The sequence below is a fragment of the Geodermatophilus sp. SYSU D00814 genome (assembly GCF_054050055.1).
In genome coordinates, this window is sequence record NZ_JBJGYP010000020.1 from 77,426 (window position 1) to 100,937 (window position 23,512).

Here is a 23,512-nt window from a genome sequence, read left to right on the forward strand (position 1 = left end):
GGGCCTCATCCGGTGGGTCGGTCCGGCTCGCGGGCGCCGGCGACCACCTCCCCGACGGCGGCCAGGGTCGGCCGGTCGCGCTCGAGGTACCAGCCGTGCCAGGTGTCCGGGTCGGTCGGCAGCGGGGTCGCGCCGAAGTCCGGGTTGTCGGTCTCCGTGCCGTGCACGTCCACCAGCCAGGTGACCGGGTCGAGCGGCGCGGAGGCCTCGTGGACCTCCGCCACCTCCAGGTCCGACGCCGGGCCGTCCATCCCGGGGCTCCCGAGGAGGACCAGGGCATCGGCGGCCAGCTCGCCCCGCTCCTCCACGGCGCGGTCGACCACGACGGTCCCGTAGCTGTGGGCCACGACCGTCACCCGCGGCGGGGTGCCGCTGCTCCCCGGGTCCCCGGCGCGCGCCGCGGCCAGGCCCGCGAGGTCGCCCGCGAGGGCGCCGCCACCGGCGGCAGCCCGTCCCTCGAACCAGGCGCGGGGGGAGGCGACGGTGCCGGGAGGGCGGTAGCCGAGCCAGGCGACCGTGGCCACGGCGGCGGCCGGCGCCGCGGCCCGGGCGGCGTCGGCCACGGCCTGCGCGTCGTCGCCCATGTCGCCGAGGTCGTCGACGTCGTTGCCGACACCGGGGACGAGGAACGCGACGTCGTCGGCGGTGTCGAGGTCGCCGTAGGCGAGGGCCACCAGGTGGTCGTCGGCGTCGAAGGACCACAACTGCACCGTGCGCCCGGCCGCCTCCTCGGCCGCGATCTCGTCAGAGACAGCCCGCGCCGTCGCGTACCCCTCGGCGGACGGGTCGGCAAGCGCGCGGTGGAGCAGGACGCGGTTGGCCTGGTCCCGCGCCCAGGCGGGGAGCCCGTCGAGGCTCCCGACCAGCGCCGGATCGGCCGTGGTCACCGCGTCGCGGGTGGGCGACGACAGGCCGGCCCACCAGGCCGCCACCGCCTCCGGCGAGGTCCCGGCCACCGGCAGGCAGGACCGGATCCAGGCGCCGTCGACCTGGGCGACCGCCGCGAGGTCGGGGAATCCGGCGGGACGGGCGGCGCCGAGCCCGCCGAGGAGGGCGAGAGGGCCGGAGGAGTCCGCGGCGGCGGCCGCGGCCCGGGCAGCGGCGTGCAACGCCTCGGCGGCGGTCGCGGCGACCCGTTCCGCGGCGGCCGCCTGCTCGGCGAGCCGGTCGTGGTGGGCGGCGAGGACGTCCGGCGAGGCGCCGGCGGGCACCGCGACCGGTGCGGGTGCGACGACGCCGCCCGCCTCGTCCAGCACCACCCCGGACGCGGCGGCCGCGGTCAGCGCCTGGGCCGCCGTCTCCTGGGCGGCGCGCGCCTGGCGGGCCGCCTCGTGCAGCGGGGACAGGGAGGCGGACAGGGCACCGGTGACCTCCGTCGCCACGGCCGAGACCTGGTCGAGCGCGGTCGCGGCGGCCGTCCCCGCCTGCCCCGACCAGTACTCGGCACCGGCGAGGGCGCGCGCCACCGCCTCCACCCGGGCGCGCCACGGGGGCAGCCGCTCGGTCACCGCCTCGAGCGTGTACACCGCGCCGTCGAGCAGCGGGGTGTCCCAGCCGGCGACGGCGGTCAGGCCGGGCGCGCTCACGCGGCCGCCTCCTCTGCGATCGCCGCCCGGGCGGCCAGCAGCCGGTCGGAGACGGCGGCGTCGGCGAGGCGGTAGCTGCGGACCGCGGCCAGCAGCGTCCGCGCGGCGGCGTCGGCGCCCTCGACGAGGTCGGCCACCAGCGCCGCCCACGCCCGGCCGGTCCCGCCGGCGTGCTCGGAGACCTCCCCCGGCGCGGCCGCCGCGAGAGACACCGCGGTGGAGGCGCACAGGTCGGCGTCGGCCGACAGCTCGGTGGCGAGCGCGGCCAGCTCCTCACCCAGCGCCTGGACGGCGTCGAGCTGGATGGCGATCGGTACGGACACGGCCCCTCCTGGCGTCGGTGCCGGCCCGGGGTCGGGACGGCGCCGCGGACGCTAGGGCCGCACCGGGACCGACCTGCGGGAGCCGTCCACAGCCGGGTCGGCCGTCCACAGGGCGCGCCGCGAGCCCCCACCCGGTCGGTGTCCGGGCGGAGGCTCGCGGCGTGGGGTCAGGGAGCGGTGGTCGTCGGTGCGGTCGTCGGAGCGGTCGTGCCCGCCCGGGGCGTGACGGCCTGGGCCGGCGTCGGGCGCCCGGCGCCGGGGAGCGACCCGGAGGGCCCGTCGTCGGTGCCGCCGACGACGACCGAGCGCCGCTTGGACACCACCACGGCGCCGATGACGACCAGCGCCGCCACGCCCGCGATGAGCAGCCGCACGGCGGTGTTGGCGTCCTCGCCGACCGACAGGCTGACCACCGCGGGGGCGATCAGCAGCGCCACCAGGTTCATCACCTTGATGAGCGGGTTGATCGCCGGGCCCGCGGTGTCCTTGAACGGGTCGCCCACGGTGTCCCCGATGACCGTCGCCGCGTGCGCCTCGCTGCCCTTCCCGCCGAACGCGCCGTCCTCCACCATCTTCTTGGCGTTGTCCCAGGCGCCGCCGGAGTTGGCGAGGAACACCGCCATGAGCGTGCCGGTGGCGATGGCGCCGACGAGGTAGGCCGCGAGCGGGCCGAAGCCGAGCCCGAAGCCGACCGCCACCGGGGCGAGGACGGCGAGCAGGCCGGGCGTCGCCAGCTCCCGCAGCGAGTCCTTGGTGCAGATGTCCACGACGGCGGAGTAGTCGGGCCGCTCGGAGTAGTCCATGATCCCGGGCCGGGTGCGGAACTGCTCGCGGACCTCGAACACGACCCGCCCGGCGGCGCGGGAGACCGCGTTGATCGCCAGGCCGGAGAAGAGGAACACGACCGCGGCACCGATCACCGCGCCGACGACGTTGTCCGGCTCGACGAGGCTGAACGACTCCGCCAGGTCGACGTCGCCGAGCGCGGTCCGCACCTGCTCGTTGTAGGACCCGAACAGCGCCGTCGCCGCGAGGACGGCGGTCGCGATCGCGATGCCCTTGGTGATGGCCTTGGTGGTGTTGCCGACGGCGTCGAGGTCGGTCAGCACCCGGGCGCCCTGCTCGTCGATGTCCCCGGACATCTCGGCGATGCCCTGGGCGTTGTCGCTGACCGGGCCGAAGGTGTCCATCGAGACGATGACGCCGGCCGTGGTGAGCAGCCCGCAGCCGGCGAGCGCGACGGCGTAGAGCGCCGCGCCGCCGCCGATGAGGAAGGCGCCGTAGACCGCGCCGCCGATGAGCAGAGCGGCGTAGACGGCCGACTCCAGGCCGAGGGAGATGCCGGACAGGACGACGGTGGCCGGCCCAGTGAGCGAGCTGCGGCCGACGTCGCGGACCGGCTTGCGGGAGGTCTCGGTGAAGTAGCCGGTGAGCTGCTGGATGGCGGCGGCCAGGACGATCCCGACGAGGACCGAGAGGAAGCCGAGCACCTGCGGGTTGACCACCGAGTCGGGGACGTCGGCGACGCTGGGCAGCACGGTGAACGCGGCGACGGCGACGAGCACGAGGGAGACCACCGCGGAGGTGAAGAAGCCGCGGTTGATCGGCGCGAGGCCGCTGGAGTCGCTCTTGCCGGGGTTGCTGGCGAGGATGCCGACGACGGAGGCGAGCACGCCGATCGCCGCGACGACGAGCGGGAAGACCATGCCGTCCGCGCCGAAGAAGACCTGCCCGAGGATGAGGGCGGCGACCAGGGTGACGGCGTAGGACTCGAAGAGGTCGGCGGCCATGCCGGCGCAGTCGCCGACGTTGTCGCCGACGTTGTCGGCGATGGTCGCGGCGTTGCGGGGGTCGTCCTCGGGGATGCCGGCCTCGACCTTGCCGACGAGGTCGGCGCCGACGTCGGCGGCCTTGGTGAAGATCCCGCCGCCGACGCGCATGAACATCGCCAGCAGCGCGCCGCCGAACCCGAAGCCCTCGAGGACCACCGGGGCGGTCTCGTCGAAGAGCAGCAGCGCCAGCGCGGCGCCGAACAGGCCGAGGCCGACGGTGATCATCCCGCAGACCCCGCCGGTGCGGTACGCGATGCGGAAGGCCGGCCGGTAGCCGCCGGCCTGGGCGGCGGCGGCGACCCGGACGTTGCCGCGGGTGGCCAGCGTCATGCCGATGAAGCCGACGGTGGCGGAGAACAGGGCGCCGACGAGGAAGAAGACCGCCCGGCCGATCCGGGTGCCCCAGCCGCCGTCGGCGACGGGCAGGACGAGCAGCAGGAGGAAGACGATCACGGCGAAGACGCCGAGGGTCCTGAACTGGCGCCGCAGGTAGGCGCCGGCTCCCTCCTGCACCGCGCGCGCGATCTCCCGCATGCGCGTCGTGCCCTGGTCGGCGGCCAGGACGGCACGGACCAGCGACGCGGCGAAGACCAGCGCGGCGAGCGATACGACGAGGGCTGCCGTCACGAGGACGACGTCCCCGCCGGAGAGAGAACTGTCCGGCATCTATACCTCCCAGCGGTGAGCTGCCACCGGGCGGCCCCGCGTCCCCGGTCGGCGGAGAGCACCCGTGGACGGCGGGCCGCCCACGGATGCCGCGCCACTGTAATCGAGATCACACTCTGCGGTAGGTCGTCTTTCGTGGTGGTTCGGTCGCGGACAGCGACCACGGGCGAAGGAGGGTTGCCCCCGGGTGTGACAGTGGAGGGGTGACCGCGCTCCACCCGGTCCGGCCGGCTGCTCCCCCACCCGGCCGTGAGGGCACCGCAGGGGGCGACGAGCGCCCGGGTGCCGCGCCCGGTGCCGCGGACGTGCACGGCTCGGCCGAGGGACACGGCAGCGGGCACCGGCCCGGCGAGGGACCCGGCCACCGGCCCGGCGAGGAGCCCGGGAGCCGGCCCGGCGGCCCCCTGCCCGGCTCCGAGCTGCTCGAGGAGCTGCTCGCGGACACCCCGGAGGAGGAGCACCCGGTCACCCACGTGCACCACCTGCCGGTGCGCGGGTCCCGGACGCTGCCCTGGCCGGCCTGGGTCGACCCGGGGCTGCGCGCGCGGCTGCAGGAGCAGGGCGTGACCGCGCCCTGGCGGCACCAGGTCGAGGCCGCCCAGCTCGCCCACGACGGCACCTCGGTGGTGGTCGCCACCGGCACGGCGTCCGGCAAGTCGCTGGCCTACCAGCTGCCCGCGCTGACCCGCCTGGCCGAGGACCCGCGCGCCTGCGTGCTGTACCTGGCGCCCACCAAGGCCCTGGCCCGTGACCAGCTGGCCTCGGTGGCGGCGCTCGCCGACCCGTCGGTGCGCCCGGCCGCCTACGACGGCGACACCCCGGGCGAGGAGCGGGACTGGGTGCGCCGCCACTCGCGGTGGATCGTCACCAACCCGGACATGCTCCACCGCGGCGTGCTGCCCGCCCACCAGCGCTGGTCGTCGACGCTGCGCCGGCTGGCCTACGTCGTCGTCGACGAGTGCCACGCCTACCGCGGGGTGTTCGGCTCGCACGTCGGGCACGTGCTGCGCCGGCTGCGGCGCATCTGCCGCCGCTACGGCGCCGACCCGGTGTTCGTGCTGGCGTCGGCGACGGTGGCCGAGCCGGCCGCAGCCGCGACCCGGCTGGTGGGCGCGCCCGTCGTCGCGGTGACCGAGGACGGGTCGCCGCGCCCGGGTGCGACCTTCGCGCTGTGGGAGCCCCCGCTGACCGAGCGGACCGGTGAGCACGGCGCCCCGCTGCGCCGGTCGGCGGCGGCGGACGCGGCGGGGCTGCTGGCCGACCTGGTCGAGCGGGGCGCCCGGACGCTGGCGTTCGTGCGGTCGCGGCGCAGCGCCGAGTCGGTCGCCGAGCAGGCCCGCCGACTGCTGCAGGAGCGGGGCCGCGGTGACCTGGTCCGGCGGGTGGACTCCTACCGCGGCGGCTACCTCCCCGAGGAGCGCCGGGAGCTGGAGCGGGCCCTGTCGTGCGGCGAGCTGCTCGGCGTGGCCACCACCAACGCCCTCGAGCTGGGCATCGACATCGCCGGCCTCGACGCCGTGGTGCTGGCCGGGTACCCCGGGACGCTGGCGTCGCTGTGGCAGCAGGCGGGCCGGGCCGGACGCGCCCAGCGCGAGTCGCTGGTCGTCTTCGTCGCCCGCGACGACCCGCTGGACCACTACCTGGCCCACCACCCGCGGGCGGTGTTCGGCCGTCCGGTCGAGGCCACCGTCACCGATCCGGCCAACCCCTACGTCCTCGGCCCCCAGCTGTGCTGCGCGGCGGCCGAGCTGCCCCTGACGCCCGCCGACCTGCCCGACTTCGGCGGCCCGGTCGCCGAGGCCCAGCTCGACGAGCTCGTCGCGGCCGGCCGGCTGCGGCGGCGCCCGGCCGGCTGGTACTGGGCCGGGCGCGGGCGGCCCGACGTCGACATCCGCGGCAGCGGCGGCGAGCCGGTGGCGATCATCGAGGACGGGACCGGGCGGCTGCTCGGGACCGTCGACGGCGGCGCCGCGCACGCCACGGTGCACACCGGCGCGCTCTACGTGCACCGCGGCGACACGTTCGTCGTCGACGAGCTCGACCTCGACGACGCCTGCGCCGTCGTGCACGCCGAGAGCCCGGACTGGACCACCGTCGCCCGCGACGTCACCGACCTCGGCGTCGTCCGCACCGACCGGGTCCGGCGGCTGGGCACCGTCACCGCGCACACCGGCGTCGTCGACGTGACCAACCAGGTCGTGGCCTACCAGCGGCGGCGGGCCGGCACCGGTGAGGTGCTCGCCGAGTTCCCGCTCGACCTGCCCGCCCGCCAGCTGCGCACCCGCGCGGTGTGGCTGACACTCGACGCGGACGCCGTCGCGCGCGCCGCGCTCGACGACCTGTCGCTGCCCGGCTCGCTGCACGCCGCCGAGCACGCCGCGATCGGCATCCTGCCGCTGCTGGCCACCTGCGACCGCTGGGACCTCGGCGGCCTGTCCACGGCCCTGCACCCCGACACGGGCACCGCCACGGTGTTCGTCTACGACGGGCACCCCGGCGGCGCCGGCTTCGCCGAGCGGGGGTTCGCCGCCCTGCGGCGCTGGCTGCTGGCCACCCGGGCCACCGTGGCCAGCTGCGAGTGCGAGAGCGGGTGCCCCTCGTGCGTGCAGTCGCCCAAGTGCGGCAACGGCAACGACCCGCTGGACAAGGCCGGCGCGGTGCGGGTGCTCGACGTCGTGCTGGACGAGCTGGCCGCCGCCGACGAGGCGGGCACGGGGGTGGTGGAGGTGGTTCCCGGAGGTCTCACCGCCTCCGACGGCCCCGCCGTGCCGGTCGAGGAGAGCGACGGGACCGCCGACGAGGCCGGCGACGACGCCGCCGGGGACGGCGGGCGCGGTGCCCGGCCCGTCGAGGACGACCTCGTCTTCTGACCCCGTGGGGGCGTCCGGCGGGACGGGTCCGGCGCGGGCGGTGGCCCGCGCGTACCGGGTGCCCAGCGGACCCAGGCGGACGCCGACCTCGGCGGTCACCTCGACGACCGTCCCCTCCCCGACCGCGCAGCCGACCAGTGCGGCGCCGTTGCCGCGGGTGACGCCGGCGGCCACGGTGCAGGCGGCGGGGTCGCCGGTCACCGCCGCGCCGGCCGCCGCCAGCGCGGCGAGGTCGGCCGCCGTGCCGGCCCGGTGGCGGGCGACGGCCGCGGCACCGACCAGCACGGCGGCCATCCCCACGGCGGCGAGCACGCCGGCCAGCGCGACCGTCCAGACCGTCGCCGACCCCCGCTCCCCCGCCGTCACCCGGCGATCCCGGGCTCGAGCCGGGCGACCGCGCTGGCGCCGATCCCGACCCCCAGCTGCACCGGCCCCAGCGGCGCGACCTCCGCGGTGACGGTCACCCGCACCTCACCGCCACCGACGTCGACCTCCGTCCGCGCCCCGTCGGGCGCCACCCGTGCCACGAGGGCGCGCACGACGGCCTCGTCCTCACCGCGCGCGGCGGCCCGCGCGCCCTCCCGGGCGGCGTCCACGCAGCGCACCTGCGCGCCGACCACCACGACGGCGGCGACGACCGCCGCCAGGACGAGCAGGAGCACGGGCAGCACCACGGCCGTCTCGGCGGTGACCATGCCCGCCTCGCCGTCCGCTCCGCCGTCGCCTCGCCGCGCCCGGCGGGTCAGGACAGCACCTGCAGCGCGGAGGAGACCAGGTCGCCGAGGGCGGTGACGACCGAGCCGCCGGTGACCACCCGGTAGAGGACGGCGGCGAAGGCGCAGGCGGCGACCGTGCCGACGGCGTACTCGGCGGTGCTCATGCCGGCCTCGGCGTCGGCGCGCAGCCGGGCCCAGCGCCGGGCCAGGCCGCGCGACCGCGGGAGGGCGCCGGGCGGGGCGGGGACGGTCGCGGCGGGGGCGGTCTCGGGCGTGGTGTCGGTCATCGCGGGCTCTCCTCGGGTCGGCGGCCCCGGCACGGGGCGCGGCCCGACCCTCGCCGCGGACACCGGGTCCGGCCGGGCCCCGGCCGCACCTGTGGACGGCGCGGCGGCCTGTGGACGGCGCGGGCGGCGGTGTCGCCGGGGTCGCTTCCACTTCAGGACGGCAGGGCGACTGCCGATCCAGCCATGAGGTGGCGCTACCGCACCGCCGGGCACGATCCGGGAGGAGGATCCGTGGCGCACGGCACCGACCGTCCCGAGGGGCGCCCGCTCGTCCTCCTCGGCTACGCCCTCGCCCTGGCCGCCGCGGTCGCCCTCTTCGGACTCGACCCGACCCTCGGTGTGATCGCCGGCGCGCTCAACGTGGTCTTCGGCGTCTACTTCTGCCGGCACCTGGGCTTCGCCGTCGCCGCGGCGCGGTGGGCCGAGCGCGACCTGCTGGCCGCCGACGTCGGCCTGGACAGCTACACGCCGCCGGCCGCCGTCCTCGTCGGGTGCAAGGACGAGGAGCTCGTCGTCGACGGCATGGTGGCCGCGCTGCTGACCCTCGACTACCCGGCCGACCGGCTCACCCTCGTCGTCGTCGACGACGGCTCGTCCGACGCGACCGGCGCGAAGCTCGACGCGTGGGCCGCCCGCGAGCCGCGGCTGCGCCTGCTGCACCGGCCTCCGGGGGCCGGCGGCGGGAAGTCCGGCGCGCTCAACGACGCGCTGGCCCTCGTCGACGCCGAAATCGTGCTCGTCTTCGACGCCGACCACGAGCCCGAGCCGACGGCGCTGCGCCGCCTGGTGCGGCACTTCCGCGACCCCGCCGTCGGCGCGGTCATGGGCCGGTGCGTCATCCGCAACGGCCAGGACTCCTCGATGGCCACCACCGTCTTCGTCGACTACCTCTCGGGCTACCTGGTCAACGAGTACGGCCGGCAGGCGCTGTTCGAGCTGCCCGCCTACGGCGGCGCCAACTGCGCCGTCCGGGCTTCCACGCTGCGGACGCTGGGCGGCTGGAACCCCGAGACGGTCACCGAGGACACCGACCTGACCCTGCGCATCCTGCGGATGGGGCAGCGGGTCCGCTACGACGTCTCGGCCATCGACTTCGAGGAGGCGGTGGTCAGCGCCCAGCGCTTCTGGAAGCAGCGCTACCGCTGGGCCCGCGGCCACCAGAAGTGCCTGCGCGACCACTGGCGCCCGCTGATGCGCTCGCCGCACCTGTCGCCCCTGGAGAAGGTCGAGACGACGCTGTTCCTCGGCGTCTACCACGTGCCGGTCCTGGCCGGGCTGGGCCTGCTGCTCACCGTGCTGCGCGCCGCGGGCATCGGCGACCTGCCCGTCGTCGGGCTGCTGCCGCTGTCGATGCTGCTGTTCATCGGCCCGCTGGCCGAGCTCTGCGTCGGACTCCTGGTCGGCCGCGTGGAACGCCGCTCGGCGTGGCGGCTGCTGGGCTTCCTCCCCGCCTTCGCGCTGTCGATCTGGATCACCACGCGCGCCTACCTCGACGGCATGCTCGGCCGGCCCTACAGCTGGGTGAAGACCTCCCGCTCGGGCGCCACCTCCACGGTCCCGCGCGCGGCCGCCGCCCCCACCCCCGCTCCCGCCGCGGCCGCGGTCCCCGCCCGCCCGCGGTCGTTCGCACTGCTCCCGGAGGACCGGTGACCACCGCACCCGCGCTCGGCAGGCGCCGGCTCTCCCGCGGGACGACGCAGCGGTTGCTGCCCGTCCTGCTCGACCTGGCGCTGGCCGGGGTCATCTGCGTCGCCGGCTTCGCCACCCTGTCCGGGCCGCTGCAGGTGCTCGAGGCCCGCGCGGTCGCCCTGGTGCTCGGGTGGCTGGACCCCACGTGGTCCTCCGGCGTGCTGCCCGGCCACGTCCTGCTCTTCCGCGGGGACGGGGAGATCATCGACGCGGTCGTCACCGCGTCCTGCTCGTCGGTCCTGTCGGTCCTCGGGCTGGTGGCCCTGACCGCGGTCGTCCTGCGCGGCCGCCGGCTGCACGCGCTGGGCGGGCTGGTCGTCGCGGTCCTCGCCGTCGTCGTCCTCAACCACGGCCGGCTGCTGCTGTCGGCCCTGGCCGGGCTGCAGTGGGGCGACGGCGCCCTGGTCCTGTTCCACGACTGGGTCGGCACGGTGTGGAACCTGGTGGCCACCCTGGGCGGCTTCCTCGTCATGGTGTGGGTGACGCTGCCGGCCGCCGAGCGCGCCGAGCAGGACGTCGGGGGACGGCACACCGCCCGGCGTCCCGACAGCTGGGCCCGCCCGGGCCTGGGCTACCGCGCCGTCGAGGCCGAGCAGGCCCCGGCCCGCGGCCGCCGGACGACACTGACCGGGCTGCTGCACCGTCACGTCCTCCCCCGTCGGCTCTCCGCCTGGCTGGCCGCGCGCCGCGAGGCCGCCCGCGTCGACTACCGGCTCGGGCACCTCCCGGCCTCCCAGCGGGTCGAGCGCGTGCGCGAGCTGGCCGCCGACGGCCTCGGGGCGCACAGCGCCACGCTCGTGGCGGTGGCCACCTACGAGGTCGACCCGCTCGTCCTCGACGCCCTCGCCGACGCGGTCGCCGCGCGGCAGTGGGAACCGGTGACCGACCACCGGGTGGCCGCGCTCCGGCTGTGGGCCCGCGGCTGGCTGCTGGCCCGGCCGGTCAGCACCTCCCCGGTCCCGGAGGACCCTCCCGGGGACGACGGCGCCGTGGTCGCGGTCGCCCGGATCCCGGTGCCGCCGCCCGCTCCGTCCCGCGCGACCGCGCCGTCCCCCGACCGCCCCTCGCACGCCGCCGGGCCGCCGGGCCCGCCCAGCTTCGCCCGCCCGTCCGCCCCGCACCCTCCGGAGACCGCCCGGTGACCGCCACCCTGCCCAGCCGCCCGACCACCACCGTCCCCCCGGTGCCCGACGGGCCCGACGGCCGGCCCGGTGCGGCCGCGGTGCTGGTCACCGGCGCCGGGGGCCCCGCCGGGGTCGCCGTCGTCCGCCGGCTGACCGCGCTGGGGCACCGCGTGGTCGGCGTGGACGCCGACGCGACCGCCGCCGGTGCGGCGCTGGCCACCGTCGGCGCGGTCGTCCCGCGGGCCGACCACGTCCGCTTCGTCGACGCCCTGGTGGCACTGGCCACCGCGCACGGCGCCGACGCGCTCGTGGGCACCGTCGCCGAGGAGCTGCCCGCCCTGGCCGCGGGCGCCGGGCGGCTCGCGGCGGCCGGGGTGGCCACCTGGCTGCCCGACGTGGCCGCCGTCGAGGTGTGCTGCGACAAGGCCGCGTTCGCCCGGGCGATGCGCGCGGCCGGCGTGCCCCACCCCGCGACCACCGACACCACCGCCGGCCTGGTCACCGTCCCCGGCCCCTGGGTGGCCAAGCCCCGCGCCGGCCGCGGCAGCCGCGGCGTGCGGCTGCTCGACGCGCGCTCCGACGTCGTGACGGCGATGCGCGAGGACCCCTCGCTCATCGCCCAGACCCGGCTGACGGGCCGCGAGTTCACCGCCGACGCGCTGGTGGGCCGCGACGGCTCGCTGGTCACCGTGGTGCCGCGGTGGCGCGACGACACCCGCGCCGGCATCTCGGTGAAGGGCACGACCTTCGACTCCGCCGAGGTGACCGCGGTGGTGGCCGCGGCGCTGGAGGCGGTGGCGCTCACCGGGCCGGCCAACGTGCAGGGCTTCGTGGCCGACGACGGGCGGGCGACCGTGGTGGAGGTCAACCCGCGCTTCTCCGGCGGGCTGCCACTGACCCTGGCCGCCGGGGCCGACGTCGTCAGCGCCTACCTGACCGGCATCCGCGACCCGCGCGCCGTGCTGCCGCACCTGTGGTTCACCCCCGGCGTCCGGATGAGCCGCTACTTCGCCGAGACGTACGCCACCGACGACGGCAGCCCGGTGGCCGACCCGTGCGCGGCGACGGCGGTGCGGGCGTGACCCGCGCCCGGCACGTCCTCGTGCCCTTCGGGACCCGGCCCGAGGTGGTCAAGCTGGCGCCGGTCGTGCGGGCCCTGACCGCGGCGGGGCACCGGGTCGACGTCGTCGACACCGGCCAGCACACCGACCCGGACCTCGCCGGCCGGCTGCAGGAGTCCCTCGGGCTGGCGCCCACGTGCCGGTTCGCGCTGCCCGCCGGCGACCCGGCCGCGCGCTCCGGGGCGCTGCACGCCGACGCGGCGCGCGCGGTCGCCCGGTTCCGCCCCGACCTCGTGCTCGCCCTCGGCGACACGAACACCGTCCCCGCCTACGCCCTGGCCGCGCGCGGCGCCGGGGTGCCCTTCGCCCACCTGGAGGCCGGGCTGCGCAGCCTCAACCCGCGCAGCGTGGAGGAGGTCAACCGGCGGGTGGCCGCGGCGGTCGCCGCGCTGCACCTGGCGCCCACCCGGCGCGCGGCGGCCTTCCTGGCCGCCGAGGGCGTGCCCGCCGAGCGGGTGTTCGTGGTCGGCAACCCGGTGGTCGACACGCTGGTGGCGCGGGGCGTGCGGCCGGTCCCCGTGGGGCAGCGCCGCGGGGTGCTGGTCACCGCGCACCGCCCCACCAACGTCGACGACCCGGTGCGCCTGAAGCGCCTGGTGGGCGTCGTGCGGGCGCTGGCCGACGACGTGGGTCCGGTGACCTTCCCGGTGCACCCGCGCACCGCGGCGCGGCTGGCCGACTCCGGATTGGACGCCGACCTGGAGCACCCGGCGATCACCCGCACCGGCCCGGTCGGGTACGACGCGCTGCTGGCCGCGCTCGCCTCGGCGCGGCTGGCGGTCACCGACTCCGGCGGCATCCAGGAGGAGGCGGCCTTCCTCGGCGTCCCCGTCGTCGTCCTGCGCGGCTCGACCCCGCGCTGGGAGGGCGTGGAGGCCGGCACGACGACCCTGGCCGGGCTGGCCGACGACTCGGCCGCCGACGCCGTCCTCGCCGCGGCCGCCGCGCACACCAGCCCACGGGGCCAGGCGCACGCGGCCGCGCTCCCCTGCCCGTACGGCGACGGCACGACGGGCGCGCAGGTGGCCGCGCTGCTGGCCGACGAGGCGACCGACACCCTGCTCGCCCTCGACGAGCCCGACTTCACCGACGGCTCGCTGCCGTGGTGACCGCGGCACCGGGATGGGACGGCCCGCCGCCGCTGGCGGTGGTGGTCGACCTCGACGACACGCTGTACCCCCAGGCGGCCCACCTCGCCGGCGCGGCGGCCGACGTGGCCGCCGCCGCCGCGGCCGCGGGGCTCGACGGCGCCCGGGTGCACGCCGCACTGCTGCGGGAGCTGGCCGCCGGGTCCGACCGCGGCGGGACGATCGACCGCGCGCTGCTCGCCGTGGGCGTGCCCGCCGGCGACGTGCCCGGGCTGGTCGCGCCGCTGGTGGCGGCCTTCACCGCGCACGCACCCGCCTCGCTGACCCCCTACCCGGGCGTGGCGCGGGCCCTGGCCGACCTCGGCGCGGCGGTGCCGGTGGGCTGCCTGACCGACGGCAACCCGGCCGTCCAGGCGGCCAAGCTCGCCGCGACAGGCCTGCTGCCGCTGCTGCCGGAGGTGCTGGTCACCGACACGCTCGGCGGCCGGGCCGCCCGCAAGCCGGCGCCCGAGGGGCTGCGGGTGCTGGCCGGCCGGCTCGGGGTCCCCGCCGATCGCGTGCTCGTCATCGGGGACCGCCCGGGCAAGGACGTCGCCGTCGCGGCCGCGGTCGGCGCCCGCGCCGTCCGGGTGCGGCAGGGCGAGTACGCCGCCGCCCCCGACGAGCCGCGCGCGTGGGCCGTCACAGGTGACTTCCCGACGGCCGCCGCCCTGGCGCTGGCCGCCGTGACCGCCCCGGCCGCGGTCGCCGGCTGACCCGTCCGGTCCCCGCCCCGCCGACGCGGCGATCCGTCGTGCACGACCGGTTCTCCCCCTGACGGGGGAGGAGCCGGCCCGCCGGATGCAGGCGCCCGACGCGGCCGCCGATGCACGGAGGGACAACGGGCGGGTGACCGCCCCGGACGGACGGGACGGCGGCCATGGACGGCGCAGGCAGGCGGGGCACGGGACGCAGCGTCCTGGCCATCGGGTCGCACCCCGACGACGTCGAGCTCGGCTGCGGCGGTGCCCTGCTGGCGCACGTCGCGGCCGGCGACACGGTGACGATGCTGGTCATGACCGGCGGCGAGAACGGCCCCGGCGACGACAGCCAGGTCGCCGGCCGACGCGCCGAGCAGGAGCGGGCCGCCCGCACCATCGGCGCCACGCTGCTCTGGGGCGGCCTGCGCGACTGCGAGGTCGTCGCCGACTCCGCCGCGGTCCGCCGCATCGAGCAGGTTTTGGACGCCACCGCCGCCGACCTCGTCTACGTGCACGCCCCCGACGACAGCCACCAGGACCACCGCGCCGTCGCCGCGGCCACCCTGGGCGCCGCCCGCCGCCTGCCGCGGGTGCTGCACTACCAGAGCCCCTCGACGCTGACGTTCACGCCGACCGTGTTCGTCGACGTCACCGCCCACCTCACCGGCAAGCTGGCCGCGCTGGCCGCGCACGCCTCGCAGGTGGAGCGCTCGGCGATGGTCGAGCCGGACGCGATCGTCGCCTCCGCCCGCCACTGGGGCGCGCAGGCGCGGATCGGCTACGCCGAGGCCTTCCAGCCCACCCGGATGGTGCTCGACCTCGGCCCGGTGGGCGGCGGGGTGCCGCGGGCGGTCCCGGCCGCGTGGTCGCTGGCGCCCTCGTTCGTCCCGCACAGCGCGTCGTCGTTCGCCGCCGGCCAGCGCTGACCCCGCCCGGGACCGCGCGTCCCGGGTCACCCGAACACCTGCCCGGCGATGCCGATGACCATCGGCGCGATGCCGAGGCAGACGAAGGCCGGCAGGAAGCAGGCGCCGAGCGGCGCGAGCACCCACACGCCGGCCCGGCGCACCGCGGCCTCGGCGTCGCTGCGGGCGGCCGACCGTGCCTCGGCCGCCAGCACGTGCAGCGCGGGGACCGCCGCGGCGCCGGACTCCCCCGCCCGCACCAGCACCCGGCCCAGCCCCGCCACACCGGCCGGCGCGCCGGTCCAGGCGGCGTGCGGCGCGGCGCCCAGCCGCAGCCGCCCGGCGACCGCGCCGAGCGCGTCCCCGGAAGGTCCGGGCAGCGCCGTGGCGACCGCGCCCAGCGCACCGGCGACCGGCATCCCGGCCGCCAGGCAGACCGCCAGCAGGTCGCAGGCCACCGGCAGTTCGACTGCGCCCGCGTCGTCCGCGGATGCCGCGCGCCCGCCGCGGCGCAGGAGCCGGTCGGCCAGCACCCCGGCCAGCACGCCCAGCACCGCACCCGGCGGCCCGCCCACCAGCAGCGCCACCGCTCCCCCGACCGCCCCCGGGAGCAGGACGCGGCGCACGGCACTCCTCCGCGGCGCCGCAGCCGGAGGAGCGGGGCGGGGGCCGGTCACCGCCCGCACCCGCGCGGCCATCCGCAGCGCCGGGGAGGGCCACAGCAGCAGCGCCGCCGACAGCAGGGCCAGGGCGGCGCTCACGCCGGCGCGCTCCCCGCCGCCCGGCGGACCAGCCGCCCCGACCAGGCCAGCCCGGCGGCCTCCAGGGCGACACCGGCGACGAGCAGCACCTGCCCGGCCGGGGTGGTGGTCAGCACCGCCCACGGGTCGGCGCCGATGCCGCTGCCCATCGCCAGCGCGAGCAGCGGCAGCCCGGCGAGCAGCGCCGCGCTCGCCCGGGGACCCGCCGTGGCCGACCGCAGCTCGAGCCGCTGCCGCCGACGGGCGCGCAGGTCGTCCTCGACCGCGGCGACCACGGCGGCCAGCGAGCAGCCGGTGCGCTCGCTGAGCAGCACGGCCGCGGCCACCCGCGCCAGGGCCCGGTCGAGGTCGGTGCCGGGCCCCGCCGGGACCGCCGCGGGCGCCCGCAGCGCCCGTGCGAGACCGGTCGCAAGGGTCTCGTCCCCGCAGCCGGCCAGGACCGACGCGGTGGCCGCCGCGAGCGGCCGGCCGGCGCGCAGCTCCGCGGCCACGGCGCCGAGCGCGTCGGTGAGCGCCTCGACCCGTGCCTCCTCCGCGCGGCGCGCCCGGGCCCGCGCGAGACCCCGGGCCCCGGCCGCCGCACCCGTGCCGGCGAGGACCGCGACGAGCGGCGTGCCGACCGCCGCGCCGAGCAGCGCGCCGAGCACCGCGGCGGGCAGCGGCCAGACCGCGGGTGGTGCCGCGGTGATCCGGGCCAGGAGCGCCGGGCGCCGCCGCACCAGCCGGCGCACCCGCCGGCGGCGCTGCGCGGCCGGGCCGGGCCACAGCAGGAGCGCCGCCGCGACCAGCGCCAGTGTCGCGGTCATCCCGCGCTCCCGCCGTCGAGGAGCGCCGTCAGCCGTCCCGCGCCGGGGCAGGGACCGCCGTCGGCGCGCCAGCCCGGCTCGACCACCACCCGGTCGCCGTCGCGGCGCACCGCCCCGATCTCCTCGACCCGCCGCCCTCCCGGTCCGCGGCGGAGGTGGACCACGACGGCCAGCGCGGCGGCCGCCTGGCTGTGCACCGCCTGCCGGTCGAGGCCCGCCGCGACCCCGAGCGCCTCCAGCCGGGCGGGCACCTCGCCGGGGCGGTTGGCGTGCAGGGTGCCGCAGCCGCCGTCGTGACCGGTGTTGAGGGCGGCGAGCAGGTCGGTGACCTCGGCGCCCCGGACCTCGCCGACCACCAGCCGGTCGGGCCGCATCCGCAGCGCCTGGCGCACCAGGTCGCGCAGGGTCACCCGCCCGGCGCCCTCCACGTTCGCCGGTCGGGTGAGCAGCCGGACGACGTGCGGGTGGGCCGGCGCCAGCTCCGGGGCGTCCTCGCACAGCACCAGCCGCTCCCCCGGCGGCAGCTCCCCGAGCAGCGCCGCGAGCAGCGTCGTCTTGCCCGACCCGGTGCCGCCGGTGACGAGGAAGGCCAGCCGGGCCCGCAGCACCGCGCGCAGCAGGCCGGCCGACGCCCCGGGCAGCGTCCCCCGGTCGGCGAGGTCGTCGAGGCCGAGGCGCGCCCGGCGCAGCACCCGCAGCGACAGGCAGGTGCCGCCGCCCGACACCGGCGGGAGCACCGCGTGCAGCCGGGTGCCGTCGGGCAGGCCGGCGTCCACCCACGGCGCGGCGTCGTCGAGGCGGCGCCCGGCGCTCGCCGCGAGCCGCACGGCCAGCCGCCGGACGGCGTCCTCGTCGGGGAAGCGCACCGGGGCGGGCTCGAGCCCGGCGCCGCGGTCGACGTAGACCGATGCCGGGCCGTTGACCAGGACGTCGGTGACGCCCGGCTCGCGCAGCAGCGGCTCGAGCGGTCCTGCGCCGGCGAGCTCGGCCACCGCGTCGCGCACCGCGTCGAGGACCTCGGCGTCGCCGACCAGCCCGGCCTCGTCGCGGACGAGCGCGGCGACCGCGGCCCGGCTGGGCGGTCCGGGCTCCAGCGCCAGCCGGGCCCGGACCCGCTCGACCAGCGGCAGCCCGCTCACGCCGCGCGCTCCGCGCGCACGAGCTCGCCGAGCAGCGCGCGGGTGACCGACCCGAGCGGGCTGCGGGGTGTCACCAACGGCGGCTCGCCGCGCTCGCCCCGGGCCACCGCGCCGCGGTCGTGCGCCAGCGCGGCCAGCACGGGACGGCCGGTCACCGCGGTCACCTCCGCCGTCGACAGGCCGCCGGGGACCTCGCGGACCACCAGCCGGGCCGCGCCCCACGGTGCCGGCTCCCCCGGAGCGCCGGTGAGGAGCAGCCGCGCCGCCGACGCCGGGCGCAGCCGGGCCGGCACGAGCAGCACCGCCAGGTCGGCCTCGGCGAGCACCGCGGCCGCCGTCGCGTCGTCGGGGCCGGCCGGCCGGGGCAGGTCGACCACCACCGGCCGGCCGCACCCGCGGGCCGCCTCCACGACCGCCGTCACCGCCGCGGGCGGCACCGGCGCCGGGTCGTCCCGGGCGGCGGCAAGCACGGTGACGCCGGCGACCTCCGGCAGCGCGGCGAGGAGCGCCTCCCCGGCGATGCGGCCGCGGACGCCGGAGAGCGCCGGCCAGCGCAGGCCGTCGGCGTCCTCGGCGCCGAGCAGCAGGTCCAGTCCCCCGCCGCAGGCGTCGGCGTCGACGAGCAGCACGCCGCCGGCGGTGTCCGCGGCGGTCAGCGCGAGCGCGGTGGCCAGGGTGCTCGTGCCGGCCCCGCCGCAGCTGCCGCCGACCACGGCCAGCCAGCCGCGCTCGACCGGCGAGCGGACGGCGTCGGCGGCCCGGGCGGCCAGCCACGCCTCGTCGTCGGGCAGGACCGCGACCCGCTCGGCGCCGAGCTCGACCGCCGCCGCCCAGTCCTGCGGGCCGGGCACCGCCCCGGCGACGACCACCACCCCGGGACGGCGCGGCAGCGCCCGCACCGCGGGGGCGTCGAGCGCGTCGGCGCCGAGCAGGACCAGCCCCGCGTCGCGGTGGGCGCGGCGCAGCGCGGGGCCGCCGGTGGCGACCTCGGGTTCGGTGCCGGCGGCGGCGAGCACGCGCAGGACGTCGTCGAGCAGGTCCTCGTCGGCGCTCACGACGAGCGGACGGGGCGGGGACAGGAGGGCGGGACGTCGGGCCACGCGCCGGAGCCCACCGCGCCGGGCGGCCCGGGTCACCCCCGACGAGGGACCTGTGGACGACCCGGAGGGGTGTGGACGGCGCGCGGGGAGCCGTCACCGGCCTCCGCTCCCCTTACCCTCGTGAACCGTGACCCGCGCTGCGGCGTTCTTCGACCTGGACAAGACGGTCATCGCCAAGTCCAGCACCCTGGCCTTCGGCCGGCCGTTCTTCGCCGGCGGGCTGATCAACCGCCGTGCCGTGCTCAAGGGCGCCTACGCCCAGCTGGTCTTCTCCCTCGCCGGCGCCGACGCCCAGCAGATGGAGCGGATGCGCGCCCAGATCACCCGCATGGCCACCGGCTGGGACGTCGCCACCGTGCACGAGATCGTCAGCGAGACGCTGCACGAGGTCGTCGACCCGCTGGTCTACGCCGAGGCCGCCGACCTGATCGAGTCCCACCGGGCGGCCGGCCGGGAGATCGTCATCGTCTCCAGCAGCGGTGCGGAGATGGTGGAGCCGATCGGCGAGATGCTCGGCGCCGACCGCGTGGTGGCCACCCGCATGGTGCGCGCCGACGGGCACTACACCGGCGAGATCGAGTTCTACGCCTACGGCGAGAACAAGGCCGAGGCGATGCGGCAGGTGGCCGCCGAGAGCGGCTACGACCTGGCCGACTGCCACGCCTACAGCGACTCGGTCACCGACCTGCCGATGCTGACCGCGGTCGGGCACCCGACGGCGGTCAACCCCGACCGGGCGCTGCGACGGGTCGCCGCCGAGCGCGGCTGGCCGGTCCTGGAGTTCACCCGGCCGGTGTCGATGCGCCGCCGCTTCGCCGCGCCGCCGGTCCCGGTGGTCACCGGCGCCGCGATGGGCGTCGGCGCGGCCGTGGGCCTGGCCTGGTACGCGCGGCGGCGGGCGCTGCGCGTCGTCTCCGCCGCGGCCGCGGTGGCCCCGGCGGTGGCGAACGGCGGCCGCCGGCACCGCCACGGCGCCTAGGTCCGGGCGCCCAGCCGCTCCCGGACGCCGTCGGCGAGCGTGCGCACCGCCGACACCGGGGTGAACGCCCGCGCCGCCGCGGTCAGCGCCGCCACCTCGTCGGCACGCAGCTCCAGCTCGCCCGCCGCCGCGTTGGCCTCCACCTGCTCCACGCTCGAGGCGCCGGGGATGACCACGACCTGCGGCAGCGAGACCAGCCACGCCAGCGCCACCGTCCCGGGCCGCACCCCGTGGGCGTCGGCGACCTGGCGCAGCGCGTCGAGCAGCGGCTGCGCGCGGCGCAGGTTCTCGGTGCCGAACAGCGGGTTGGCCGCACGCACCCCGCCCGGGCGGTGGTCGGGTCCGTACCGGCCGCCGAGCAGGCCCTGCGCCAGCGGGCTGTAGGCGATGACCAGCCGCCCCTCGCGCTCGGCGAAGGGCACCAGGTCCTCCAGCGGGGCGGGGCGGGCGAGGGAGAAGTGCACCTGGTTGCTGATGACCGGCCGGCCCAGCGCCGCGTCGGCGGACCGCCAGCGCCGCAGCGAGTAGTTGGAGACGCCGACGGCGCCGATGCGGCCCTCGTCGAGGAGGGTGCGCAGGGCGGGCATCGGCACGCTGTCGGGGACCACCGGGTTGGGCTGGTGCACCTGGTAGAGCGGCACCCGGTGCAGGCCGAGCCGGCGGGCGCTGCCCTCGAGCCGGTGGCGCACCACCGGCGGGAACGGCGCCACGGGGAGCAGCTTGGTGGCGACGACGACGTCGGAGCGCTGGTCGCCCAGGGCCTCGCCGAGGATCCGCTCGCTGCGGCCGAAGCCGTAGACCTCGGCGGTGTCGAAGAGGGTCACGCCCAGCTCGAGCGCGCGGCGCACGATCCGGCGGGCCGCACCGGCGGCGTAGCCCTCGCCGTAGCCCCACTCCCGGGAGCCGAACTGCCAGGTGCCCAGCCCGATCCGGCTGACGCGGCCGAGCCCGTCGACGTCCAGGGAGCGCATGGCGCCACTGTCCCCCGGGCGGCGGCGGGGCGCAGGAGGAGCCGGGAGCGCCGGGAGGGCTCAGCCGCGCACGATCGCCTCGGCGATGGCCAGGCCCTCGCGGGCACCGAGCTCGGTGGCCCGGCAGCAGTGCACCAGCCAGGCGGCCACGCCCTCGGGGGTGCCCGCGGCGTAGCCGGTCAGCCGGTCGCGGTAGGCCTCGGTGCCGAGCTCGAGGAAGCCGACCTCGGGCACCGACACCGCCTTGGGGTCCAGGCCCCGGCCGATGGTGGTGAGCCGGCCGGCGGCGCGGGCGACGACGCCGTCGGCGGTGCCGAAGGGCGCCAGGGCGGCGAGCTCGCCGTGGACCAGCCCGGCGACCAGCACCGCCGGCACGGCCGAGGTGCCGGTGACCAGCTGGAACAGCCCGCCCAGGCGCGGGCCGGCGTGCGGTGCGGGGCGGCCGAGGTCGGCGCGGTCGGCGAGGTCGGCTGCGGCCAGCACGTGCAGCCGGGCGAGCACCTGCCCGGGCGCCCGCGACCAGGTGTCGACCATGGCGCCCAGCCCGACCGAGACGCGCAGCGAGCCCTGCACGACCGGGTCGGCCACCGAGCCCGCGCGCAGGTCGGCCAGGGCGACCTCGACCCCGTCGAGCGCGGCCGAGGCGCGGGCGCCCCGGAGCGCGGACTCGCTGCTGACCTCCGCCGACCGGTTGCGCATGAGCCGGTGCGCCAGCAGCCGGTCGATGCCGCCGCGGGCGGCGTCGGCGGCCTCGCGGACGCCGGGCAGGTCGAGCAGCGGCGCGAGCGGGTCGGGGCCGGCAGGCCGGGCGGCTGCGCGGGCGGCACCGGGACGGACGGGGATGGTCACGTCCCGACGGTACGAGCACCGGCGCGGGGGTCCTCGGTCGCCTGTCCTACGCTCGGCGACCACCATGGCCCGCCCGCTCACCCTCCTCCTCGTCCGCCACGGCCAGAGCGAGTGGAACGCCGCCGGGCTTCTGCAGGGACAGACCGCGCACGTGCCGCTGACCGCCCTCGGGCACGAGCAGGCCGCCGGCGCCGCCCGCGAGCTGGCCGCACTGCGGCCCGAGGCGATGCTGTCGAGCGACCTTCGCCGCGCGGTGCAGACCGCCGAGCACTGCGCCCGCGCCACCGGGCTGCCGTTCAGCACCACCCCGGCGCTGCGCGAGCAGGCCTACGGCGTCCTGGAGGGGCGGCCGTCGCGGGAGCTGTGGGACGTCGTCGACTGGACCGATCCGCACTGGTCGGCCGAGGGCGGCGAGAGCCTGGCGCAGCTGCACGCCCGGGTCGCGGCCCTCCTGGCCGGGCTGACCGCACGCCCACCGGCCGACGTCGTCGCGCTGGTCACCCACGGGGACACCATCCGGGCGGCACAGGCCGTCGTCGCCGGACGGGGCCCCGACGGGATGCCGGCGGTGACCCCGCACAACGGCACGGTCACCCGGCTGGAGCTCACGACGGCGGCCGCCTGATGGCGCGGGTGCTGGTGCTGGGAGGGTCGCGGTCGGGCAAGTCGGCGCACGCGGAGTCGCTGGTGACCGGCCGTCCCGACGTCGTCTACCTCGCCACCTCTGTGCCGGTCGCCGACGACGTGGAGTGGGCCGCCCGGGTGGCCGCGCACCGCGCGCGGCGGCCGGCCGGCTGGACGACGCTGGAGACCACGGCGCCCAGCGACCTGCTGCGCGGCGGGACGGTGCTGGTCGACAGCGTGACCACCTGGGTGGCCGCGTTGATGGACGAGACGGGCGTGTGGGCCGAGGAGGCGGGCGCGCTCGACCGGCTGGCCGGGCGGGTCGACGCCCTGGTCAACGCCTGGGCGATGACGCCGGCGCACGTGGTGGCCGTCAGCGACGAGGTCGGACTCGGGGTGGTGCCGGAGTCCCGCGCGGGCCGGCTGTTCCGCGACACCCTCGGCGAGGTGAACCAGCGGCTGGCCGGCACCGCCGACGAGGTGTGGTTCGTGGTCGCCGGGCTGCCGCAGCGGCTGCGGTGAACGGGCGGGGGGCAGACGGGCGGCGCGCCCGGTGGGCCGGTCCGCTGGAGTCGGCCGCGCTCCTCACCGCGCTGCGCGTGCCCGCCGCCGGGACGACGTCGACCCGCGGCGTGCTGCCGTGGGCGCCGCTGGTCGGGCTCGTGCTGGGCGGGGTGGCGGCCGGGGTGGGCGTCGCCGGCACGCGCCTGGTGTCCGCGCTCGCCGGGGCGGTGCTGGCGCTGGCGGTGCTGGCCTGGCTCACCCGGGCGCTGCACCTCGACGGGCTGGCCGACACCGCGGACGGGCTGGGCCCGCTGCGCGGGCGGGAGCGGGCGCTGCAGGTCATGCACCAGGGCGACGTCGGCCCGTTCGGCGTGGTGACCCTGGTGCTGACGCTGCTGCTGCAGGCCGCCGCGGCCGCGGCGCTGCTCGGCTGCCGGGGCGGCTGGGTGGCGCTCTGGACGGCGGTCGTGGTGGCGCGGCTGGCGATGGCGCGCACCGGGCTCCCGCGGGTCCCCGTCGCCGGCGGCTCGGCGCTGGGCCGGGCGGTGGCCGGCACCGTCTCGCTGCCGTGGCTGGCCGGGTGGACGGTGCTGGTCCTCGGCGGTGCCGCGGCGGCGGGCTGGGCCGTGGCGGGCGCGGCGGCCGGGGCGGCGCTCGCGGGTGCGGCGGCGACCGGGCTGCTGGCGGCCGAGGTCGTCCGCCTCCGCGCGACGGCGCGCCTCGGCGGCGTCACCGGGGACGTGATGGGGGCGATGGGCGAGGCGGCGGCGACCGTCGTGCTGCTGGTCGCCGCCGCCTCGGTGTCCTAGCGGTGTGGTGCCCGCCCGCCGGC

Annotated in this window: 22 protein-coding genes and 1 pseudogene; 11 read left to right on the forward strand and 12 right to left on the reverse strand. The window is 78.6% G+C overall.

The window, feature by feature from the left end:
• Positions 1 to 5 precede the first annotated feature (5 nt).
• From ACI780_RS16680 to ACI780_RS16690, 3 genes are all read right to left on the reverse strand, one after another.
• Positions 6 to 1,586 carry an alpha/beta hydrolase gene (locus tag ACI780_RS16680; RefSeq protein WP_457004302.1) on the reverse strand — a complete coding sequence of 527 codons (1,581 nt, stop codon included), beginning with the start codon at positions 1,584 to 1,586 and terminating at the stop codon, positions 6 to 8.
• Positions 1,583 to 1,909, reverse strand: coding sequence for a hypothetical protein (locus tag ACI780_RS16685; RefSeq protein WP_456868920.1), 327 nt, complete (start codon positions 1,907 to 1,909; stop codon positions 1,583 to 1,585). The genes ACI780_RS16680 and ACI780_RS16685 overlap by 4 nt, the downstream gene beginning before the upstream one ends.
• Before the next feature lie 167 nt (positions 1,910 to 2,076).
• Entirely contained in the window at positions 2,077 to 4,407 is a 2,331-nt protein-coding gene (locus ACI780_RS16690; protein ID WP_456868921.1) for a sodium-translocating pyrophosphatase, read from the reverse strand.
• Positions 4,408 to 4,610: 203 nt separating this feature from the next.
• On the opposite strand from ACI780_RS16690, the gene ACI780_RS16695 reads away from it, so the two are divergent.
• The gene (locus ACI780_RS16695) at positions 4,611 to 7,277 is read left to right on the forward strand and encodes a DEAD/DEAH box helicase (RefSeq protein ID WP_457004304.1); all 2,667 of its coding nucleotides are present in this window, start codon (positions 4,611 to 4,613) and stop codon (positions 7,275 to 7,277) included.
• A gap of 36 nt (positions 7,278 to 7,313) precedes the next feature.
• Here ACI780_RS16695 and ACI780_RS16700 read toward each other — a convergent pair.
• The 3 genes and pseudogenes from ACI780_RS16700 to ACI780_RS16710 all read right to left on the reverse strand — a co-directional run.
• A pseudogene (locus tag ACI780_RS16700) lies at positions 7,314 to 7,643 on the reverse strand (Rv3654c family TadE-like protein); the annotation flags it as partial.
• Positions 7,640 to 7,972: a TadE family type IV pilus minor pilin gene (locus ACI780_RS16705; protein ID WP_457004306.1), complete on the reverse strand. Its 333-nt coding sequence runs from the start codon at positions 7,970 to 7,972 to the stop codon at positions 7,640 to 7,642. The gene ACI780_RS16705 and the pseudogene ACI780_RS16700, both read right to left, overlap by 4 nt.
• A gap of 47 nt (positions 7,973 to 8,019) precedes the next feature.
• Complete coding sequence (locus ACI780_RS16710) at positions 8,020 to 8,280, reverse strand: DUF4244 domain-containing protein (protein ID WP_456868924.1); 261 nt, start codon at positions 8,278 to 8,280, stop codon at positions 8,020 to 8,022.
• Positions 8,281 to 8,511: 231 nt separating this feature from the next.
• Between ACI780_RS16710 and ACI780_RS16715 the strand changes: the two genes are divergently transcribed.
• The 6 genes from ACI780_RS16715 to ACI780_RS16740 all read left to right on the forward strand — a co-directional run bounded on the left by ACI780_RS16715 (position 8,512) and on the right by ACI780_RS16740 (position 14,968).
• Positions 8,512 to 9,930: a glycosyltransferase gene (locus ACI780_RS16715; RefSeq protein ID WP_457004308.1), complete on the forward strand. Its 1,419-nt coding sequence runs from the start codon at positions 8,512 to 8,514 to the stop codon at positions 9,928 to 9,930.
• On the forward strand, positions 9,927 to 11,111 hold the full coding sequence (locus ACI780_RS16720; protein WP_457004310.1) for a hypothetical protein: 1,185 nt from the start codon (positions 9,927 to 9,929) through the stop codon (positions 11,109 to 11,111). The genes ACI780_RS16715 and ACI780_RS16720 overlap by 4 nt, the downstream gene beginning before the upstream one ends.
• Positions 11,108 to 12,175 (forward strand): ATP-grasp domain-containing protein, encoded by a 1,068-nt coding sequence (locus ACI780_RS16725; RefSeq protein ID WP_457004313.1) that lies wholly within the window; start codon positions 11,108 to 11,110, stop codon positions 12,173 to 12,175. Before ACI780_RS16720 ends, ACI780_RS16725 begins: the two co-directional genes overlap by 4 nt.
• Entirely contained in the window at positions 12,172 to 13,323 is a 1,152-nt protein-coding gene (gene wecB / locus ACI780_RS16730; protein ID WP_457004315.1) for a non-hydrolyzing UDP-N-acetylglucosamine 2-epimerase, read from the forward strand. The genes ACI780_RS16725 and wecB overlap by 4 nt, the downstream gene beginning before the upstream one ends.
• Positions 13,320 to 14,057, forward strand: a complete 738-nt coding sequence (locus tag ACI780_RS16735; protein ID WP_457004317.1) for an HAD family hydrolase — start codon at positions 13,320 to 13,322, stop codon at positions 14,055 to 14,057. The genes wecB and ACI780_RS16735 overlap by 4 nt, the downstream gene beginning before the upstream one ends.
• A gap of 164 nt (positions 14,058 to 14,221) precedes the next feature.
• Positions 14,222 to 14,968 carry a PIG-L deacetylase family protein gene (locus ACI780_RS16740; protein ID WP_457004319.1) on the forward strand — a complete coding sequence of 249 codons (747 nt, stop codon included), beginning with the start codon at positions 14,222 to 14,224 and terminating at the stop codon, positions 14,966 to 14,968.
• Between the two features lie 26 nt (positions 14,969 to 14,994).
• Here the strand turns inward: ACI780_RS16740 and ACI780_RS16745 are convergent, their stop codons facing one another.
• From ACI780_RS16745 to ssd, 4 genes are read right to left on the reverse strand one after another with little or no spacing between them, the layout of a single operon-like run.
• A complete protein-coding gene (locus ACI780_RS16745; RefSeq protein ID WP_456868931.1) occupies positions 14,995 to 15,708 on the reverse strand; it encodes a type II secretion system F family protein in 714 nt (237 codons plus the stop codon).
• A complete protein-coding gene (locus ACI780_RS16750; RefSeq protein WP_457004321.1) occupies positions 15,705 to 16,514 on the reverse strand; it encodes a type II secretion system F family protein in 810 nt (269 codons plus the stop codon). Before ACI780_RS16750 ends, ACI780_RS16745 begins: the two co-directional genes overlap by 4 nt.
• Positions 16,511 to 17,653, reverse strand: coding sequence for a TadA family conjugal transfer-associated ATPase (locus ACI780_RS16755; RefSeq protein ID WP_457004323.1), 1,143 nt, complete (start codon positions 17,651 to 17,653; stop codon positions 16,511 to 16,513). Before ACI780_RS16755 ends, ACI780_RS16750 begins: the two co-directional genes overlap by 4 nt.
• Positions 17,650 to 18,708 (reverse strand): septum site-determining protein Ssd, encoded by a 1,059-nt coding sequence (gene ssd, locus ACI780_RS16760; RefSeq protein WP_457004325.1) that lies wholly within the window; start codon positions 18,706 to 18,708, stop codon positions 17,650 to 17,652. Before ssd ends, ACI780_RS16755 begins: the two co-directional genes overlap by 4 nt.
• 172 nt (positions 18,709 to 18,880) lie before the next feature.
• Here ssd and ACI780_RS16765 point away from each other — a divergent pair, with 172 nt between their 5' ends.
• Positions 18,881 to 19,732, forward strand: a complete 852-nt coding sequence (locus ACI780_RS16765) for an HAD family hydrolase (protein ID WP_456868935.1) — start codon at positions 18,881 to 18,883, stop codon at positions 19,730 to 19,732.
• Here ACI780_RS16765 and ACI780_RS16770 read toward each other — a convergent pair.
• Together ACI780_RS16770 and ACI780_RS16775 are read right to left on the reverse strand one after the other, a co-directional pair.
• A complete protein-coding gene (locus ACI780_RS16770) occupies positions 19,729 to 20,703 on the reverse strand; it encodes an aldo/keto reductase (protein ID WP_456868937.1) in 975 nt (324 codons plus the stop codon). The genes ACI780_RS16765 and ACI780_RS16770 overlap by 4 nt on opposite strands.
• A 60-nt stretch (positions 20,704 to 20,763) precedes the next feature.
• Complete coding sequence (locus ACI780_RS16775) at positions 20,764 to 21,552, reverse strand: oxidoreductase (RefSeq protein WP_457004328.1); 789 nt, start codon at positions 21,550 to 21,552, stop codon at positions 20,764 to 20,766.
• 64 nt (positions 21,553 to 21,616) lie between these two features.
• On the opposite strand from ACI780_RS16775, the gene ACI780_RS16780 reads away from it, so the two are divergent.
• Genes ACI780_RS16780 through ACI780_RS16790 form a run of 3 tightly spaced genes read left to right on the forward strand, consistent with a single transcriptional unit; the run spans position 21,617 to position 23,489 of the window.
• Positions 21,617 to 22,177 (forward strand): histidine phosphatase family protein, encoded by a 561-nt coding sequence (locus ACI780_RS16780; protein WP_457004330.1) that lies wholly within the window; start codon positions 21,617 to 21,619, stop codon positions 22,175 to 22,177.
• A complete protein-coding gene (gene cobU / locus ACI780_RS16785) occupies positions 22,177 to 22,698 on the forward strand; it encodes a bifunctional adenosylcobinamide kinase/adenosylcobinamide-phosphate guanylyltransferase (RefSeq protein WP_457004333.1) in 522 nt (173 codons plus the stop codon). Before ACI780_RS16780 ends, cobU begins: the two co-directional genes overlap by 1 nt.
• Positions 22,695 to 23,489: an adenosylcobinamide-GDP ribazoletransferase gene (locus tag ACI780_RS16790; protein WP_457004335.1), complete on the forward strand. Its 795-nt coding sequence runs from the start codon at positions 22,695 to 22,697 to the stop codon at positions 23,487 to 23,489. The genes cobU and ACI780_RS16790 overlap by 4 nt, the downstream gene beginning before the upstream one ends.
• The last annotated feature ends 23 nt before the right edge of the window (positions 23,490 to 23,512 follow it).

Excerpts from the sequence above, each read along its gene's own strand:
- ACI780_RS16750 (WP_457004321.1), bottom strand. The coding sequence starts at position 16,514 with ATGACCGCGACACTGGCGCTGGTCGCGGCGGCGCTCCTGCTGTGGCCC.
- ACI780_RS16705 (WP_457004306.1), bottom strand. The coding sequence starts at position 7,972 with ATGGTCACCGCCGAGACGGCCGTGGTGCTGCCCGTGCTCCTGCTCGTC.
- ACI780_RS16740 (WP_457004319.1), top strand. The coding sequence starts at position 14,222 with ATGGACGGCGCAGGCAGGCGGGGCACGGGACGCAGCGTCCTGGCCATC.
- cobU (WP_457004333.1), top strand. The coding sequence starts at position 22,177 with ATGGCGCGGGTGCTGGTGCTGGGAGGGTCGCGGTCGGGCAAGTCGGCG.
- ACI780_RS16690 (WP_456868921.1), bottom strand. The coding sequence starts at position 4,407 with ATGCCGGACAGTTCTCTCTCCGGCGGGGACGTCGTCCTCGTGACGGCA.
- ACI780_RS16780 (WP_457004330.1), top strand. The coding sequence starts at position 21,617 with ATGGCCCGCCCGCTCACCCTCCTCCTCGTCCGCCACGGCCAGAGCGAG.
- ACI780_RS16770 (WP_456868937.1), bottom strand. The coding sequence starts at position 20,703 with ATGCGCTCCCTGGACGTCGACGGGCTCGGCCGCGTCAGCCGGATCGGG.
- ACI780_RS16710 (WP_456868924.1), bottom strand. The coding sequence starts at position 8,280 with ATGACCGACACCACGCCCGAGACCGCCCCCGCCGCGACCGTCCCCGCC.